The organism is Robertmurraya kyonggiensis, from assembly GCF_005116465.1.
Classification (GTDB): domain Bacteria; phylum Bacillota; class Bacilli; order Bacillales; family Cytobacillaceae; genus Robertmurraya; species Robertmurraya kyonggiensis.
Genome location: NZ_SWBM01000008.1, coordinates 107,486 through 124,738, shown reverse-complemented (window position 1 = coordinate 124,738; position 17,253 = coordinate 107,486). Strand labels below are relative to the sequence as shown.

At 43.3% G+C, this 17,253-nt stretch carries 16 protein-coding genes, 1 rRNA gene and 1 riboswitch; of the genes, 15 read left to right on the top strand and 2 right to left on the bottom strand.

Going from position 1 to position 17,253, the window contains the following annotated elements; all coding sequences use genetic code 11:
* The 15 genes from rrf to purD all read left to right on the top strand — a co-directional run.
* Positions 1-105, top strand: a 5S ribosomal RNA gene (gene rrf, locus FA727_RS21520); the annotation flags it as partial.
* A gap of 828 nt (positions 106-933) precedes the next feature.
* A complete protein-coding gene (locus FA727_RS21515) occupies positions 934-1,476 on the top strand; it encodes a DUF2179 domain-containing protein (RefSeq protein ID WP_136833545.1) in 543 nt (180 codons plus the stop codon).
* Positions 1,473-1,658 carry an NETI motif-containing protein gene (locus FA727_RS21510; RefSeq protein ID WP_136833544.1) on the top strand — a complete coding sequence of 62 codons (186 nt, stop codon included), beginning with the start codon at positions 1,473-1,475 and terminating at the stop codon, positions 1,656-1,658. Before FA727_RS21515 ends, FA727_RS21510 begins: the two co-directional genes overlap by 4 nt.
* Before the next feature lie 107 nt (positions 1,659-1,765).
* Positions 1,766-1,866: riboswitch (purine riboswitch) on the top strand.
* Positions 1,867-2,065: 199 nt separating this feature from the next.
* A complete protein-coding gene (purE, locus tag FA727_RS21505; protein ID WP_136833543.1) occupies positions 2,066-2,554 on the top strand; it encodes a 5-(carboxyamino)imidazole ribonucleotide mutase in 489 nt (162 codons plus the stop codon).
* Positions 2,541-3,692, top strand: coding sequence for a 5-(carboxyamino)imidazole ribonucleotide synthase (purK, locus tag FA727_RS21500; RefSeq protein WP_136833542.1), 1,152 nt, complete (start codon positions 2,541-2,543; stop codon positions 3,690-3,692). Before purE ends, purK begins: the two co-directional genes overlap by 14 nt.
* 3 nt (positions 3,693-3,695) lie before the next feature.
* Complete coding sequence (gene purB, locus FA727_RS21495) at positions 3,696-4,988, top strand: adenylosuccinate lyase (RefSeq protein WP_136833541.1); 1,293 nt, start codon at positions 3,696-3,698, stop codon at positions 4,986-4,988.
* 125 nt (positions 4,989-5,113) lie between these two features.
* Positions 5,114-5,839 carry a phosphoribosylaminoimidazolesuccinocarboxamide synthase gene (gene purC, locus FA727_RS21490; RefSeq protein WP_136833540.1) on the top strand — a complete coding sequence of 242 codons (726 nt, stop codon included), beginning with the start codon at positions 5,114-5,116 and terminating at the stop codon, positions 5,837-5,839.
* Positions 5,827-6,081 (top strand): phosphoribosylformylglycinamidine synthase subunit PurS, encoded by a 255-nt coding sequence (purS, locus tag FA727_RS21485; protein WP_136833539.1) that lies wholly within the window; start codon positions 5,827-5,829, stop codon positions 6,079-6,081. Before purC ends, purS begins: the two co-directional genes overlap by 13 nt.
* On the top strand, positions 6,078-6,761 hold the full coding sequence (purQ, locus tag FA727_RS21480) for a phosphoribosylformylglycinamidine synthase subunit PurQ (RefSeq protein ID WP_136833538.1): 684 nt from the start codon (positions 6,078-6,080) through the stop codon (positions 6,759-6,761). Before purS ends, purQ begins: the two co-directional genes overlap by 4 nt.
* Positions 6,745-8,961, top strand: a complete 2,217-nt coding sequence (gene purL / locus FA727_RS21475; RefSeq protein WP_136833537.1) for a phosphoribosylformylglycinamidine synthase subunit PurL — start codon at positions 6,745-6,747, stop codon at positions 8,959-8,961. Before purQ ends, purL begins: the two co-directional genes overlap by 17 nt.
* The gene (purF, locus tag FA727_RS21470; RefSeq protein WP_136833536.1) at positions 8,946-10,358 is read left to right on the top strand and encodes an amidophosphoribosyltransferase; all 1,413 of its coding nucleotides are present in this window, start codon (positions 8,946-8,948) and stop codon (positions 10,356-10,358) included. The genes purL and purF overlap by 16 nt, the downstream gene beginning before the upstream one ends.
* A 485-nt stretch (positions 10,359-10,843) precedes the next feature.
* Positions 10,844-11,860: a phosphoribosylformylglycinamidine cyclo-ligase gene (gene purM / locus FA727_RS21465; RefSeq protein ID WP_136833535.1), complete on the top strand. Its 1,017-nt coding sequence runs from the start codon at positions 10,844-10,846 to the stop codon at positions 11,858-11,860.
* Entirely contained in the window at positions 11,857-12,408 is a 552-nt protein-coding gene (gene purN / locus FA727_RS21460; protein ID WP_136833534.1) for a phosphoribosylglycinamide formyltransferase, read from the top strand. Before purM ends, purN begins: the two co-directional genes overlap by 4 nt.
* A gap of 12 nt (positions 12,409-12,420) precedes the next feature.
* Positions 12,421-13,956: a bifunctional phosphoribosylaminoimidazolecarboxamide formyltransferase/IMP cyclohydrolase gene (gene purH / locus FA727_RS21455; RefSeq protein WP_136833533.1), complete on the top strand. Its 1,536-nt coding sequence runs from the start codon at positions 12,421-12,423 to the stop codon at positions 13,954-13,956.
* 50 nt (positions 13,957-14,006) lie between these two features.
* On the top strand, positions 14,007-15,278 hold the full coding sequence (gene purD / locus FA727_RS21450) for a phosphoribosylamine--glycine ligase (protein ID WP_136833532.1): 1,272 nt from the start codon (positions 14,007-14,009) through the stop codon (positions 15,276-15,278).
* Here purD and FA727_RS25140 read toward each other — a convergent pair.
* Both FA727_RS25140 and FA727_RS21445 read right to left on the bottom strand, forming a co-directional pair.
* Positions 15,250-15,336, bottom strand: a complete 87-nt coding sequence (locus FA727_RS25140; RefSeq protein ID WP_368732013.1) for an EYxxD motif small membrane protein — start codon at positions 15,334-15,336, stop codon at positions 15,250-15,252. The two genes, purD and FA727_RS25140, sit on opposite strands and share 29 nt — an antisense overlap.
* 356 nt (positions 15,337-15,692) lie before the next feature.
* On the bottom strand, positions 15,693-17,192 hold the full coding sequence (locus FA727_RS21445) for an MDR family MFS transporter (protein ID WP_136833531.1): 1,500 nt from the start codon (positions 17,190-17,192) through the stop codon (positions 15,693-15,695).
* Positions 17,193-17,253: the final 61 nt, after the last annotated feature.

Genomic DNA, 17,253 nt, shown 5'->3' with positions numbered 1-17,253 from the left:
AGCGAGAAGGTCACACCCGTTCCCATACCGAACACGGAAGTTAAGCTTCTCAGCGCCGATGGTAGTTAGGGGCTGTCCCCTTGTGAGAGTAGGACGTTGCCGGGCAAAGTGAAAGAGTATCCAAGAGATACTCTTTTTTTTGATCTAAGCTCTATTAAAGATGAGTGTTGAATTTATTACCTTGAAAAATAGGCGAACAAAATTCGGCTAATTCAAGAATTTCACCTATTTCTCTATAAATAAGCTGATTTTTTCCGGTTAAGCAATACATTTTTCATGATTTTAAGGCTTAATAGGTCGATTAGCGGAAAATCTCCGCCTATTTCACTTGATATCCATTATTTCTCCAAAACAGACGGAATTTGTCCGGTTAAGTGGATACACCTGTAGAAAATCAATAAAATGAACAATGATCACTAGCAGATCTTTGATCTAAGAAAAGATTAAATGCCCTTAGTCTGGAGGAGTGTGTTGAAAAGGTAGATTAGAGAGCTTCTAAAGGCCCTTTTTAAGGAGAGAACCACTAAAAAGGTAAATTAGCAGGGTTCTAATAGCCCTTAATATTGATGAGATTGCCATAAAGGTAAATAAGGAAGCTTCTAAAGAACTTTAGTGTAGAAACAAGAATCAAAAAGGTAAAAAAGAGCGTTTCTAAGGGCCCTTTTCAAAGGGGAAAACACTAAAATGGTAAATAAGAACACCTCTAAAGAACCTTAATACCGAAGCAAGAGTCAAAATGGTAATTAAGAAACAACTTCCCCAAAAACAAGGTATCTTCCCTTTCAAGATTTTTTCCCCACAATCCAGGTTAAGCTAATAAATATTAGCAAATACACAGTTCCTTAATAAATATTTCAAAAATTACGATCGCAATTCACAATAATTTCTAGTAAAATGAGGCTTACATGATCTCACTCTAAGGGGGCTTTTTCCTTGTTGCAAAATGGTTTTGTGATGGTCTTAATCATTCTAGTCATCAATATTGTGTACGTATCTTTTTTTACCATAAGAATGATCTTAACCTTAAAAGGTCAGAGATATTTAGCGGCATTTATTAGTATGATTGAAGTGGTTATCTATGTGATTGGATTAGGACTAGTGCTCGACAACCTGAATGAAATCCAGAATCTAATTGCGTACGCGGTCGGATACGGAATTGGAGTCATTGTCGGGATGAAAATAGAAGAGAAGCTTGCTCTTGGCTATATCACGGTTAATGTGATTACAAGAGAATATGATAAGGATTTACCGAAAAATCTCAGAGAAAAAGGGTATGGAGTAACGAGTTGGGCTGCAAATGGGCTTGAGGGTGATCGGATGGCATTGCAAATCCTAACACCGCGAAAGTATGAGCTAAAGCTATATGCGACCATAAAAGAGCTAGACCCAAAAGCTTTTATCATTGCATATGAGCCAAAAGCGATTTACGGTGGATTCTGGGTCAAGTCAGTAAGGAAAGGAAGATTGTTTTCGTGAGTTCTAAGAAAAAATATGAAGTGCTGGAGAATGAAACGATTGATGAATGTCTAGCGCGTATTCAAAAAGAAGGGTATGTACCGATCAAAAGAATTGAGAAACCAATTTTTCAAGAGAAAGAGAAAGGTACATATGAACCGGTAGGAAGACAAATTATTTTCGAAGCAAAGCTACAAAACTAAATATATCAACCAAAAGCCGAACAATAGTAGAATTGTGTTATATTATTGTTCGATTTTTTATTGACACGACACGTATGAGTTGTTAAGATGATAGTGCAAATGAAAATGAAATGACTAATAATTTACCTCATATATAATGGGAATATGGCCCATAAGTTTCTACCCGACAACCTTAAATTGACGGACTATGAGGAAAGTGAATATGACCGGATCATGGATTGGTCTCTAATTGGAAGGGCATAGCGGACGAGTGCTATTTGTGAAGTCCTCTTATTTGTGCGCTTCTATCACCCAATCATTCAGTGCCCGGACAGATTGCTTTCCTTGTAAAAAGGAGATGGCAGTTTGTTCCGGGCTTTTATTATTTAGTTCGATTTTAGAGCTCATTTCGATTTTGGAGGGGAATCATGAACGCACAAGTAGCGGTAATCATGGGGAGTACATCGGATTGGGATACAATGCAGCATGCGTGTGAGGTGCTAGAACAATTAGAGATAGCCTACGAAAAGAAAGTCATATCCGCACACCGGACACCTGATTTAATGTTTCAGTATGCAGAGGAAGCACGAGCTCGTGGCATAAGAGTCATTATTGCAGGTGCAGGTGGTGCAGCACATTTGCCAGGGATGGTCGCTGCGAAAACAACCCTTCCAGTCATTGGCGTACCTGTTCAATCAAGGGCATTGAATGGATTGGACTCGTTATTGTCTATTGTACAAATGCCAGGTGGAGTTCCTGTTGCAACGGTCGCAATCGGTAAAGCAGGAGCAACAAATGCAGGCCTACTTGCAGCACAGATTCTCGGAACTACGAATGAACGGATTGCTGAACAGCTTGAAGATATGCGGGTGGCAAAAAAGAACGCTGTTATAGAAAGTAGTGATGAGCTTGTCTAAACTGATTTTACCAGGGCAAACCATTGGAATAATCGGAGGCGGACAGCTGGGACGAATGATGGCACTAGCCGCCAAAGTACAAGGGTTTCGTCTTGCCGTATTAGATCCGACAGAGGATTGTCCTGCTCATCAAGTAGCGGATATCAAAATCCTAGCAGCTTACGATGATCTAAGTGCCATTCAAGAATTAGCTTCAGTCAGTGATGTTGTTACTTATGAATTTGAAAACATTGATGCAGATGCATTACAATGGCTTTGTGCCAATGCCTATGTACCGCAGGGAAAAGAGCTTCTTGAAAAGACACAAAATCGCGTGACAGAAAAAGAAGCGATTGTCGCGGCAGGGTTAGAGGTGGCGCCATATGCTGTGGTCGGATCAATGGCTGATTTAGAGTCCAACATCAACGAAATCAGCTATCCAGCTGTCTTAAAGACGGCAACGGGTGGCTACGATGGGAAAGGTCAGCTCGTGATCCGAACAATCGAAGATATCGAAAAGGCTCAGGAAATCGTCGATTCGGGAGTGTGTGTCCTCGAAAAGTGGATTCCTTTTGAAAAAGAAATCTCTGTGATTGTAGTGAGAAATCCTAAAGGAGAGACTGCCGTTTTTCCAGTAGGAGAGAATATTCATAAGGAAAATATTTTACACGAAACAATCGTTCCTGCAAGAATCGAGCGAAAAGCTCAAAAGGATGCAATAGAGTTAGCCGAACAATTAGCCGAATCCTTAAAGCTTGTCGGAACGTTAGCAGTAGAAATGTTTTTAACAGCCACGGGGCAGATATACATAAATGAGCTTGCACCGAGGCCGCATAACTCTGGACATTACACGATTGAAGCGTGCGAAACTTCGCAATTTGAGCAGCATATTCGCGCCGTTTGCAACTGGCCACTAGGAAGCACGAGCTTACTAAAGCCAGCCGTCATGGTGAATATCCTAGGCGAGCACCAAGAGAAAGTTATTGAAAAAATTGAAGCCTACCCAAATTGGAAGATTCACTTATATGGAAAGAAAGAAGCAAAAGTGAAGCGTAAGATGGGGCATGTCACGATATTAAGGAATTCTGTCGGGGATGCACTTTCTGAAATAGAGAACAGTGGCATTTGGGAACAGGCGAAAGAAAGAATCGGAGGATAAGAGATGATTGATCGTTATACAAGACCTGAAATGGGTGCGATTTGGACGGAGGAGAACCGTTTTAAATCATGGTTAGAAGTTGAAATTTTAGCATGTGAAGCTTGGGCAGAGCTTGGAGATATACCGAAAGAGGACGTACAAAAGATTCGTGAAAAGGCATCTTTTGATATCGACCGTATTAAAGAAATCGAAGAAGAAACTCGACATGATGTAGTAGCTTTTACACGTGCTGTATCTGAAACACTTGGAGAAGAAAGAAAGTGGGTTCATTACGGACTTACTTCAACCGACGTGGTTGATACGGCTTTATCTTACGTTCTGAAGCAGGCGAATCAAATTCTTTTAACAGACCTAGAAAACTTTGTTGAAATATTAAAGAACAAAGCAAAGGAGCACAAATACACAGTCATGATGGGGCGTACGCACGGGGTTCATGCGGAGCCGACAACATTCGGATTGAAGCTTGCGCTTTGGTATGAAGAGATGAAGCGTAACTTGGAACGTTTCAAGCAAGCAGCAGCTGGCGTTGAGTTCGGGAAAATTTCTGGGGCTGTTGGTACGTATGCGAATATTGAGCCGTTTGTAGAAAAATATGTATGTGAAAAGCTTGGCATCACACCAGCACCGGTTTCAACACAAACATTACAGCGTGACCGTCATGCCCACTATATGTCCACAATCGCTCTAATCGCGACATCGATTGAAAAATTTGCGACAGAAGTTCGCGGACTTCAGAAGAGTGAAACGCGTGAGGTTGAGGAATTTTTCGCGAAGGGGCAAAAAGGATCTTCTGCCATGCCTCATAAGCGTAACCCAATTGGTTCTGAGAATATGACGGGTCTTGCTCGCGTGATTCGTGGTCATATGCTTACAGCTTATGAAAATGTGCCACTATGGCATGAACGCGATATCTCTCATTCTTCTGCAGAGAGAATCATCCTTCCAGATGCAACGATTGCCTTGAACTATATGCTAAATCGTTTTGGTAACATCGTTAAAAACTTAACGGTTTATCCTGAAAATATGAAGCGCAACATGGACCGTACGCTTGGTTTGATTTACTCTCAGCGTGTTCTACTTGCTCTTATTGACAAAGGCTTAACACGTGAAGAGGCGTATGATACGGTTCAACCAAGAACGATGGAAGCGTGGGAAAAGCAAGTGCATTTCAGAAGCTTAATTGAAGCGGATGAAAAAATCACTTCTAAACTTTCTCCAGCCGAAATTGATGACTGCTTCGATTACAACTATCACCTGAAGCATGTTGATACGATTTTTGACAGAGTCGGATTATAAAAAAATTGACCTTCGAGGCACTTTACTTGTGCCTCGACGGGCTGTGATACGTGTCTTGTTCGGAATATTCCAAAAGATGAAAGCTATTTTCGCGATCGCGAAAAAGCATAATAGGAGGCTTCCCCATGGAAAAGCAAGCATTGCTATACGAAGGAAAAGCAAAACGAGTGTATCAGACAAATGATGACCAGTTGGTATGGCTTGAATATAAGGATTCAGCCACTGCTTTTAACGGTGAAAAAAAGGCGCAAATCACGGGCAAGGGCAGATTAAATAACGAGATTACGAGTTTGATATTTTCAAAGCTAAAGGAAGCGGGGATGGCCTCTCACTTTGTTGAGAAGCTCTCGGAAACGGAGCAATTGGTGAAAAAAGTCCAAATCATTCCCCTTGAAACGGTCGTTCGCAATATTGCAGCGGGAAGCTTTTCCAAGCGTTTGGGAGTTGAAGAAGGAAAGTCACTGTCTAAACCGATTGTCGAGTTTTACTATAAGGACGATGAGTTAGGAGATCCATTACTGACTGAAGACCATATCGAGGAGTTAAAGCTAGCCACAAAGGAAGAGGTCGCCATTTTAAAAGAAAAAGCTCTTGAAGTGGATGCTCTTTTAACAAAGCTATTCCAAGATATCGATATTCGCTTAATTGATTTCAAGCTTGAGTTTGGGAAGGATGCTGAAGGGGAAATCGTGTTGGCTGATGAAATTTCGCCAGACACTTGTCGCCTATGGGACCAACAAACGAATGAAAAGCTTGATAAGGACGTCTTTCGTCGCGATTTAGGAAATTTGACGGACGCTTACGAAACGATTTTAACAAGACTGGGAGGAACAACAGCATGTTCAAAGTAAAAGTGTATGTAACGTTAAGAGAAAGTGTACTTGATCCACAAGGAGCAGCAGTTACGCATTCATTGCAGTCATTAAGCTATCACGAAGTAACGGACGTTAGAATCGGAAAGTATATGGAGTTAACGATTGAAAAATCGGACCGCGATGTTGAAGAGGTGGTAAAAGAAGTATGTGATCGCCTGCTTGCAAATCCGGTTATTGAAGACTACCGCTATGAGATCGAGGAGGCTATGGCCAAATGAAGTTTGCAGTCATTGTTTTTCCTGGTTCCAACTGTGATGTCGACATGTATCATGCAATCAAGGATGAGCTAGGCGAAGAAGTGGAGTATGTTTGGCACGACACGGAAAACTTAGACCAGTATGATGGAATTCTTTTACCTGGAGGATTCTCTTACGGGGATTACTTGCGAACCGGAGCGATCGCTCGTTTTAGTAAGGTGATGCAGGAGGTTGTCAAAGCTGCGAATACTGGAAAGCCGGTCCTTGGTGTATGTAATGGATTCCAAATCTTGCTCGAGAGCGGCCTTCTCCCAGGAGCGATGAGACGAAATGAAAGCTTGAAGTTCATTTGTCGCCCGACTCAGTTAAAAGTAGTCAATAACGAAACGATGTTTTCTTCTGTGTATGGGGACGGAGAGCGGATCCAAATTCCGATCGCGCACGGAGAAGGAAACTACTATTGCGATGAAGAGACACTAGAAAAATTAAAGGCGAATAACCAAATCGTGTTCACTTACGAAAACAATCCGAATGGGTCGCTTGAAAATATTGCAGGGATTATCAATGAACAAGGAAATGTCCTCGGTATGATGCCACACCCTGAAAGAGCCGTCGAGAAAATTTTAGGAGGAGCAGACGGATTGAAGCTGTTCCAATCGATCGTGAAACAATGGAGGGAAGCAAATGTCGTTAAAGCTTGAGCCAAGTCCAGAGCAGATTAAACTAGAAAAAGTCTACAGAGAAATGGGTTTGACCGACGAGGAATTTGCAAGTGTGGAGAAAATCCTTGGAAGAACGCCAAACTATACGGAAACAGGACTCTTTTCAGTGATGTGGTCAGAGCACTGCAGCTATAAAAACTCAAAGCCTGTCTTAAGAAAGTTCCCGACAAAAGGCGAGCGCGTATTGCAAGGTCCTGGAGAAGGTGCAGGAATCGTCGATATCGGTGATGAGCAAGCGGTTGTGTTCAAGATCGAAAGTCATAACCATCCATCAGCAATCGAGCCGTACCAAGGTGCAGCTACAGGTGTTGGCGGGATCATTCGTGACGTCTTTTCGATGGGGGCAAGACCGATTGCCCTATTAAACTCGCTTCGCTTTGGCGAACTAGAGCCTTCCGCCCGTGTGCGCTACCTTTTTAAAGAAGTCGTGGCAGGTATTGCAGGTTACGGAAACTGTATTGGGATTCCGACGGTTGGTGGAGAGGTGCAATTCGACCCTTGTTATGAAGGAAATCCTCTTGTAAACGCAATGTGCGTAGGGTTAATCGATCATAAGGATATTAAAAAAGGTCAGGCACACGGAGTCGGCAATACCGTGATGTATGTCGGTGCCAAAACAGGTCGAGACGGCATTCACGGGGCAACGTTCGCATCCGAAGAGCTATCTGAAGCATCAGATGAGAAGCGTCCAGCAGTTCAAGTGGGCGATCCGTTTATGGAAAAATTACTGATTGAAGCTTGTCTCGAACTGATTCATTCGGATGCTCTTGTTGGGATTCAAGACATGGGAGCTGCTGGCTTAACAAGCTCATCTGCAGAGATGGCAAGTAAAGCAGGCTCGGGAATCGAAATGAATCTGGACCTTGTGCCACAGCGTGAAACTGGCATGACAGCTTATGAAATGATGTTGTCTGAATCGCAAGAGCGCATGCTTATTGTCGTGAAAAAAGGTCGCGAACAAGAAATCGTCGAGTTATTTTCAAAATATGATTTGGAATGCGTCGCGATTGGAACGGTAACAGATGATAAAATGCTTCGCCTTGTACACAAAGGAGAAGTCGTTGCCGATGTTCCGGCAGATAGCTTAGCAGAGGATGCGCCAGTTTATCATAAGCCTTCGATTGAGCCAGAATATTTCCGCGAGTTCCAAGCAATGGAAAACGATATTCCAGAGGTTGACGATTACAACGAAACATTGATTAATCTATTAAAACAATCAACGATCGCAAGCAAAGAGTGGGTCTATGATCAGTATGACTATATGGTTCGGACGAATACGGTAGTGGCACCAGGCTCAGATGCAGCAATCGTAAGAATTCGTGGCACGGAAAAAGCGCTTGCGATGACGACGGATTGTAATTCAAGATATATCTATTTGGATCCAGAAACAGGTGGGAAAATTGCTGTCGCAGAAGCGGCTCGTAACATCGTTGCTTCCGGAGGAGAACCATTAGCGATTACCGATTGCTTAAACTTCGGAAATCCGGAAAAGCCAGAAATCTTCTGGCAGTTTGAAAAAGCAGTCGACGGCATGAGTGAAGCTTGCTTGAAGTTAAACGCTCCGGTTATCGGCGGAAACGTGTCACTTTACAATGAAACAAACGGTACAGCTATCTATCCAACACCAGTTGTGGGAATGGTTGGACTTGTGGAGAATTTAAATCATATTACTACGCAAGCCTTTAAGGGAGCTGGCGACCTAATTTATGTCATCGGCGAAACGAAGGATGAGTTCGGTGGCAGTGAGCTGCAAAAGCTGACATACGGACGTATTTTTGGGAAAGCACCAGAGCTTGACCTTGAACTTGAAGCGAAGATTCAGAAACAAGTGCTTGCAGCCATTCGTGCAGGGTTCGTTGCTTCTGCCCATGATATTGCAGAAGGCGGATTAGGTGTTGCAGTAGCTGAAAGCTTATTTGGTACCAAATTAGGCGCTCAAATCGAAGTGTCTGGCAATACTACATCGGCTCTATTTAGTGAGAGCCAATCACGTTTCTTAGTTTCGGTGAAAAAAGAACATCAAGGGAAGTTTGAAAGCTTAGTAGATGCAGTCTTGATTGGGGAAACGACGAATACACCAAACCTCGAAATCTATTCAAACGACAAGCTTGTGCTTGAGCAAGAAGTCGTAGATTTAGAGGGTGCTTGGAGAGGAGCTATCCCATGCTTGCTGAAATAAGGGGATTGAACGAAGAATGTGGCATCTTTGGCGTCTGGGGACATCCCGATGCTGCGCAAATTACCTATTACGGTTTACACACCCTACAACACCGTGGGCAGGAAGGAACCGGAATGGTGGTCACAGACGGTCGAAAGCTTAAAGGGGTAAAAGGAGAAGGACTTGTCGCTGAGATTTTCACGGCTGATGCGATTGGGCAGCTCGATGGATTCGGCGCTATTGGCCATGTCCGCTATGCGACTGCTGGTGGAGGGGGCTATGAGAATGTGCAACCATTGTTGTTCCACTCTCAATCTGGAAGTCTAGCATTAGCTCATAACGGCAATCTCGTTAATGCGAATGCACTGAAACGCCAGCTTGAAGCGCAAGGAAGTATTTTTCAAACAAGCTCCGATACAGAAGTATTAGCTCACTTAATTCGCCGTGGCGGAAACATGCCACTAGTAGAACAAGTGAAAAACGCACTGACAATGCTAAAAGGAGCTTATGCGTTTTTAATCATGACAGAAAATCAGTTGATGATTGCTCTTGATCCAAACGGAATGCGTCCATTATCGATTGGTCGATTAGGAGATGCCTATGTTGTTGCTTCTGAAACATGTGCGCTTGATGTAGTAGGAGCCGAGTTTGTTCGTGATGTGGAAGCTGGCGAATTAGTGATTATCGATACAAATGGAATTCATTCTGAAACTTATGCCCTGCCAGCGAACCAAGCGATGTGTTCAATGGAGTACGTTTATTTTTCCCGACCAGATAGCAATATTCAAGGGATCAATGTTCATACAGCGCGCAAAAACCTCGGTCGTCGCCTTGCGAAGGAAGTTCATATCGAGGCTGATGTTGTCACAGGTGTACCTGACTCTAGTATTTCTGCAGCAATCGGCTATGCGGAGGAATCTGGCATTCCTTATGAAATGGGCTTAATTAAAAATAAATATGTCGGTCGAACTTTCATCCAGCCTTCTCAATCATTACGGGAGCAAGGGGTAAAAATGAAGCTGTCCCCAGTCCGTGGAGTCGTTGAAGGCAAACGAGTGATCATGGTCGATGATTCGATCGTTCGTGGGACAACAAGCCGACGAATTGTGACGATGCTTAAGGAAGCGGGAGCAACTGAGGTCCATGTTGTGATCAGTTCGCCTCCGATTAAGAATCCATGCTTCTACGGAATTGATACGTCGACAAAAGAAGAATTAATGGCCGCGAGCCATTCAGTAGAAGAAATGCGCGAAATTATTGGCGCCGATACGTTAACGTTTTTAAGTGTGGAAGGCTTGCTTGAAGGAATCGGCAAGATCAGCCCAGACGAAAACTGTGGGCAATGCTTAGCCTGCTTCACAGGTAAATACCCAACGGAGATTTATCCGAGTACTGTAAGAACTTATGAAACGGTATAAGGATGGTCAGGTAACCCCTGTTATCAGAAGAATTTTGTTCATGAAGACACTAATTTAGGATATCAGCTGGATAGTGTCCGCATGAACCGTTCATGAAGACACTAATCTAAGAGAACAACTGAATAGTGACCACATGGGAGGTTCATAAAGACACAAATCATAGAGAGTAGCTGGAAAATGTCTGCATGAGTTGTTCATGAAGACACAAATCATAGAGAGTAGCTGGAAAATGTCTGCATGAGTCGTTCATAAAGACACTAATCTAAGAGACCAAATGAATAGTGTCCGAATGAGTCGTTCATGAAGACACTAATCTAAGAGAACAGCTGGATAGTGTCCGCATGGGCATTTCATAAAGACACTATTCCAAGAGATTAGATAAATAGTGTCCACATCACCAAAAATTTATGAAATTAGCGAAGCTCTCCCAAATAGGTATCTAATGCTTTTGGGATGGCTTCTTTTTAAGAAGAGGAGGACTAAGCATGGCCAACGCATATAGGCAAGCAGGTGTGAACATTGAGGCAGGCTATGAAGCCGTATCGAGAATGAAAAAGCATGTGAACAGAACGATTCGTCCCGGAGTTCTTGGCGGACTCGGTGGCTTTGGTGGTATGTTCGATTTATCTTCGTTGAACCTGAAGGAACCGGTGCTTGTGTCTGGGACTGACGGTGTCGGCACGAAGCTAATGCTCGCTTTCATGATGGATAAGCACGACACAATTGGTATCGATGCCGTTGCCATGTGCGTCAATGATATTGTCGTCCAGGGGGCAGAGCCTCTATACTTTTTAGATTATATCGCTTGTGGCAAAGCGGCTCCTGAAAAAATCGAAGCGATTGTCAAAGGGATTGCCGATGGCTGTGAACAAGCAGGCTGTGCCTTAGTTGGCGGTGAAACAGCCGAGATGCCAGGAATGTACGATGAAAATGAATACGATCTTGCAGGATTTTCCGTTGGTGTTTGTGAAAAGTCAGCTATCATTACGGGCGAGACAATTGAAGCGGGCGATGTACTAATCGGCTTAGCTTCCAGCGGTATACACAGTAACGGTTATTCCCTTGTGCGAAAAATTTTCGCCGAGACGGCTTTAGATGTGTATGTTGAGGAGTTTGGGTGCACGGTTGGAGAAGAGCTTTTACGGCCAACGAAAATATATGTGAAATCGATATTAGAGGCGTTGAAGAAATTTGAGATCAAAGGAATGGCCCATATTACGGGTGGTGGCTTTATCGAAAATATTCCACGGATGCTGCCAGAAGGACTTGGAGCAGAGCTTGTAGAAAATAGTTGGACAATCCCACCTGTGTTTACCATGATGGAAAAGTTAGGCGGCCTCGATAGACAAGAAATGTACAACATTTTTAATATGGGAACAGGCATGGTTGTTGCAGTTCGACCAGAGATTGCTGAAGAGGTTGTCCAATTTTTCAATGAGCTTGGAGAAACAGCGTACCAAATGGGTATTGTTTCAAATCAAGCAGAGGTGGTAATTGGATGAAAAAGATTGCCGTATTTGCGTCAGGGAGCGGGAGTAATTTTCAAGCAATATTAGACACTCAGCTCGATGCAGAAATTAGTTTACTTGTTTGCGATAAGCCTCAAGCCTTTTGCGTTGAACGCGCGAAGAAAGCGGACGTTCCAACCTTTGTTTTTCAGGCAAAGGATTATGCCGACAAAGAAGCTTATGAACTAGAAATCTTACATTCTCTTAAAAAGTACGGAGTAGAATTGATTGTTCTCGCGGGCTATATGCGTTTGATTGGTCCAACTCTCCTGCAGGCGTTTGAAGGGAAAATTGTCAATATCCATCCATCTTTGCTTCCAGCTTTTCCTGGCAAGGATGCCATTGGCCAAGCGTTAGAAGCGAAGGTGAAGGTAAGTGGTGTGACAGTTCACTTTGTTGATGCAGGAATGGATACTGGTCCCATCATTGCACAGAAAGCGATTGAATTGAGTGAGAATGAAACGAAGGTAAGCTTACAAACGAAAATACATCGGATCGAGCATGAATTATATCCAAAGGTGATCCAAGGACTTTTACAATAGGGGGATTATGTAGTGAAAAAGCGAGCATTAATCAGCGTATCAGACAAAACGGGCATTGTAGAATTCGCAAAGCAATTACATGAGCTTGGCTTTGAGCTTGTTAGTACAGGAGGAACAAAAAAGGCCATTTCAGAAAGTGGTATTCCTGTCATCGGTGTGAGCGATGTAACGGGCTTCCCTGAAATTTTAGAAGGACGCGTGAAAACATTAAATCCATTGATTCATGGCGGGTTACTGGCGAAATTTTCAGAGCCGAGCCATCAAGAACAGCTTGCTGAGCATAAAATTGACCCGATTCAGGTCGTTTGCGTGAATTTATATCCGTTCCAACAAACGATTGCCAAGCCAGATGTAACAGTTGAGGATGCGATCGAAAACATCGATATCGGTGGACCGACGATGCTTCGTGCGGCAGCAAAAAACCATGAATATGTAACAGTTGTTGTGGACCCAGCGGATTATGGCGTGGTAGTTGAAGAGCTTCAAGCTTCTGGTGAGGTTCAAAAAGAAACCCGTCGTCGTCTTGCGGCAAAAGTGTTCAGACATACTGCTTCTTACGATGCAATGATTGCTGAGTACATGACTGATTTAGCTGGAGAAGAGACACCTGAGTCTTTAACGGTGACCTACGAGTTGAAGCAGACTTTACGTTATGGGGAAAACCCTCATCAAAAGGCATCTTTTTATCGTAAGCCTTTTGGTTCTGTGTTCTCGATTGCTAATGCGACTCAATTGCACGGAAAAGAGTTATCGTACAACAACATCAACGATGCGGATGCAGCTCTACAAATTGTAAAAGAATTTTCAGAGCCAGCTGCTGTTGCAGTGAAGCATATGAATCCTTGCGGAGTTGGTACAGGTGAAGATGTTTATGCTGCTTTTACAAAAGCTTTTGCTGCTGACCCAGTTTCGATTTTTGGAGGCATTATTGCATTGAATCGTGAAGTGGATAAAGCAACTGCAGAAAAACTACATGAAATTTTCTTAGAAATTGTTATCGCTCCTTCTTTTTCGGAGGAAGCATTGGAAATTTTAACAGGCAAAAAGAACCTGCGCCTCATGACGATTCCTTTTGATGCGGATGTGAAGGCTGAGACTAAACTCACTTCTATTGAAGGCGGATTACTTGTTCAGGACCAAGACCGTTATTCATTAGCGGATGCAACCGTTTCTGTTCCAACAAAACGTCAGCCAACAGAAGAAGAGTGGAAGGCATTAGAGCTTGGCTGGAAGATTGTGAAGCATGTGAAATCGAACGCAATCATTGTGAATGATTCGGATATGACTCTTGGAATCGGTGCTGGACAAATGAATCGTGTGGGTGCAGCAAATATCGCTTTGGAGCAAGCTGGTGAGAAGGCAAAGGGAGCAGCGTTAGCATCAGATGCCTTTTTCCCAATGGATGATACGGTTGAAGCGGCTGCAAAAGCTGGAATTGCAGCAATTATTCAACCGGGCGGCTCGATTCGTGACGAAGATTCGATTAAAAAGGCAGACGAGTACGGCATCACTATGGTCTTTACAGGCGTAAGACATTTTAAACATTAAGATTGGGTAGGGTGTTTCGTTTGGAACACCCTAGAACGGAGGTCAAACGGATGAAGGTATTGGTGATTGGTCGCGGCGGTCGTGAACATGCGATTTGTCGAAAGGCTAGTGAAAGTCCGCAGGTCGAAAAAGTGTTCGTTGCACCTGGCATCGAAGGCATGGAGGACGTTGCAAAGCTTGTGGCGATTGAGGAACATGAACAAGACAAGTTAATTGATTTTGCCGTTGGTGAACACATCGGGTTAACGATTATCGGTCCAGAGGTTCCTTTGCTCGGTGGTCTGGCTGACCGTTTCCGTGAAGCGGGTCTAGCTGTTTTTGGACCAAACCAATTGGCAGCTGAAATCGAAGGAAGCAAGTCCTTTGCCAAAAACTTAATGAAAAAATACGCCATTCCGACTGCTGAGTACGCGGTTTTTACTAATTACGAAGAAGCTCGAGATTACGTATTGGCAAAAGGTGCTCCGATTGTGATCAAGGCGGATGGATTAGCGGCTGGTAAAGGTGTTACCGTCGCGATGACATTAGATGAGGCGCTCGAGAGTCTAAAGGAAATGATGCAGGAAGCGAAGTTTGGAGAAGCATCGTCTACTGTTGTCGTAGAAGAGTTTTTAGCGGGAGAAGAATTTTCGTTAATGGCCTTCGTTAATGGAGAAAACGTGATTCCTCTTGAAATTGCTCAAGACCATAAACGGGCATACGATGGAGACCAAGGCCCGAACACTGGGGGCATGGGGGCATATTCTCCAGTTCCGCAAATCGGGGAAGATGTTGTGCAGGTTGCGGTTGAAACCATTTTGAAGCCGACTGCTAAGGCGCTTGTTGAAGAGGGCAGAAGCTTTTGCGGGATTTTGTATGCTGGTTTGATTAAAACGGAGGCTGGACCAAAGGTGATTGAATTCAATGCTCGCTTTGGCGATCCGGAGACGCAAGTCGTTTTACCACGGATGAAGTCGGATTTGGTTCAGGTCATGCTTGGTGTGATTGCTGGTGAAACGCCAGAAATCGAGTGGGACCTTGAGGCAATGATTGGCGTAGTGGTTGCCTCAAACGGATACCCGGAAGCTTACGAGAAGGGTGCTGTTTTAGCAGGAGTAGAGTCAGTAGATTCATATGTCTTTCATGCAGGCACAAAGAAAAATGCTGCAGGTGAATTTGTGACGAATGGCGGTCGAGTGTTGCTGGTTGGTGCGAAGGCTTCGACCTTGGCCGAAGCACAAGCAGCTGTTTACAAAGAACTCGTGCACGTTCAATGTGACGGCGTATTTTACCGCAAAGATATCGGCCATCGTGCTATCGCACATGTCGCCTCTTTCTCCTAATAAAAGTATATAATAGGGCCACGATACTACCAATGAGAATAATGAGTACAAAAGCCATGTCAGTGAGGTATTCGAGTATCATTTCTTCTAGCCTCCTTTCATGAATGGAAGGCCGTCTCACCAAAAGAGGTAAAATACCCTTTTTGGGGGGACGGTCTTTGTTTTGAATGCTAGCTATATTGGGATTGAGTGAATCTTGTATTTGCCTGACAACTATTGCGGTTAGCGGGTGAATTCTGTCAACCAAATCAAGAATGTGTGACAACTATTGCTGTGACAGAGTAATTTCTGTCAATCAAACATCATTGAAACAACACCAGCTCTTTCCAACTAACTTCCCCAAAAAAAAGGTAATTTATGAATCCCTTTCAAAACGAAAAAAAGCCGCCAATAAAGGCAGCTTCTAGTATCTACTTACACTTGGTCTTCCATTTGCATCTGAGAATCTGTCAATTTTTCCTTACTCATCATCAAGATGAAAACAAATGCCAGTCCTAATGGAATGAGTGTCCACAAAAAGGTTGTCGTAATGGAGCTTGTTAACGTATCCGTAATTTTTTCTAAAATGTCAGCAGGAATTTGGGCACGCAATTCAGGAGACAGAATAGCACTACTATCTTCCCCGGTTCCATGCTCCTTAATAGCTTCTGGTAGTCCGTCCATAAATCTATTCTTTTGAATAACGCCAAATATTGTGATTCCAAGCGTCATTCCTAAAGAGCGTAGAAAGTTGCTGGTCGAGCTTGCGATTCCTCTTTGTTGAGGCAGTGCTTTTTGAAGTACGGCCATCCCTAGGATTGAAAACGAAGGACCAACTCCAAGCCCAACAATCACCATATAGATGGTTACGACCCACCTTGGTGTCGAAGCCTCAAGAGTTCCTAGTAACACTGTTCCAATTCCTAAAATAATCCCTGATACAATCATGATGGATTTGTAACTAAATTTATTTGCTAGAGAACCACCGGTTGCAGCAGTAACACTACAAGCCACCATCATCGGCAATAGTAATAAGCCAGAGTTTGTTGCTGTACCGCCAGTTACCCCTTGGATGTAAAGTGGAATGTAAATGGTTGATACCATAAATACACCACCGTAGAACATTCCTGATAATACACTATTGGTGTAGAGACGCTCTTTGAATAAGCTGTAAGGCAAAATGGGATCCTTCACCACTTTTTCAACAAAAAGAAAAGCGATAAAACTTACAAGTGCTAAGATAAACAATCCAATAATCTGCCATGAACCCCATTCATAAGTATCTCCACCTAATTCGAGCGCGAACATAAGCGCTACTGAAAAACTGACGAGGAGAATGGCACCTGCCCAGTCAATCACTTGGCGAGTGTGTACTTTGGATTCATTGTAAAAGACTACAATCAATGCTAACGCAATCAGGCCGATTGGAATGTTGATATAGAATATCCATCTCCAATGAAAAGTATCTGTTATAAATGAACCGAGCAAAGGACCGGCAATGCTTGAAAGTCCGAAAATCGCGCCAAACATTCCACTCATTTTACCGCGCTTTTCCATTGGGACGACATCCCAGATAATTGTGAAAGCAATTGGCATTAATGCACTTCCGCCAATCCCTTGTATCGCACGGAAAATACAAAGCTGGACCATTGTTTGAGCGGTCCCGCATAAAATCGAACCAATTAAGAATACGAGTATCCCGAACACATAAAATTTCTTGCGTCCGTACATATCGGATAATTTTCCGAAAATCGGCATACCCGCCATCTCCGCTACTAAATAGGCTGAGGTGACCCAAACATATTTGTCCATTCCACCTAATTCACCGATAATTGAACCCATACTCGTTGCCACAATGGTGTTATCAAGTGATGCTACAAATATCCCTAAAATTAAAGCGGCCATAACAGGAATAAGCTTTGTTTCTTTCGTCATGACTGTTCCCCTTTTCTTTAACAATGTTAAATTGACTTTTGTAGTTTAACACCGTTAAATT

What these genes read in the sequence shown, in the direction of transcription:
- purQ (WP_136833538.1), top strand. Translation starts at nt 6,078, where the DNA reads ATGAAGTTTGCAGTCATTGTTTTTCCTGGTTCCAACTGTGATGTCGAC.
- purB (WP_136833541.1), top strand. Translation starts at nt 3,696, where the DNA reads ATGATTGATCGTTATACAAGACCTGAAATGGGTGCGATTTGGACGGAG.
- purM (WP_136833535.1), top strand. Translation starts at nt 10,844, where the DNA reads ATGGCCAACGCATATAGGCAAGCAGGTGTGAACATTGAGGCAGGCTAT.
- purN (WP_136833534.1), top strand. Translation starts at nt 11,857, where the DNA reads ATGAAAAAGATTGCCGTATTTGCGTCAGGGAGCGGGAGTAATTTTCAA.
- purK (WP_136833542.1), top strand. Translation starts at nt 2,541, where the DNA reads ATGAGCTTGTCTAAACTGATTTTACCAGGGCAAACCATTGGAATAATC.
- purF (WP_136833536.1), top strand. Translation starts at nt 8,946, where the DNA reads ATGCTTGCTGAAATAAGGGGATTGAACGAAGAATGTGGCATCTTTGGC.
- FA727_RS25140 (WP_368732013.1), bottom strand. Translation starts at nt 15,336, where the DNA reads ATGGCTTTTGTACTCATTATTCTCATTGGTAGTATCGTGGCCCTATTA.
- purD (WP_136833532.1), top strand. Translation starts at nt 14,007, where the DNA reads ATGAAGGTATTGGTGATTGGTCGCGGCGGTCGTGAACATGCGATTTGT.
- purC (WP_136833540.1), top strand. Translation starts at nt 5,114, where the DNA reads ATGGAAAAGCAAGCATTGCTATACGAAGGAAAAGCAAAACGAGTGTAT.
- FA727_RS21445 (WP_136833531.1), bottom strand. Translation starts at nt 17,192, where the DNA reads ATGACGAAAGAAACAAAGCTTATTCCTGTTATGGCCGCTTTAATTTTA.
- purE (WP_136833543.1), top strand. Translation starts at nt 2,066, where the DNA reads ATGAACGCACAAGTAGCGGTAATCATGGGGAGTACATCGGATTGGGAT.
- purL (WP_136833537.1), top strand. Translation starts at nt 6,745, where the DNA reads ATGTCGTTAAAGCTTGAGCCAAGTCCAGAGCAGATTAAACTAGAAAAA.
- purS (WP_136833539.1), top strand. Translation starts at nt 5,827, where the DNA reads ATGTTCAAAGTAAAAGTGTATGTAACGTTAAGAGAAAGTGTACTTGAT.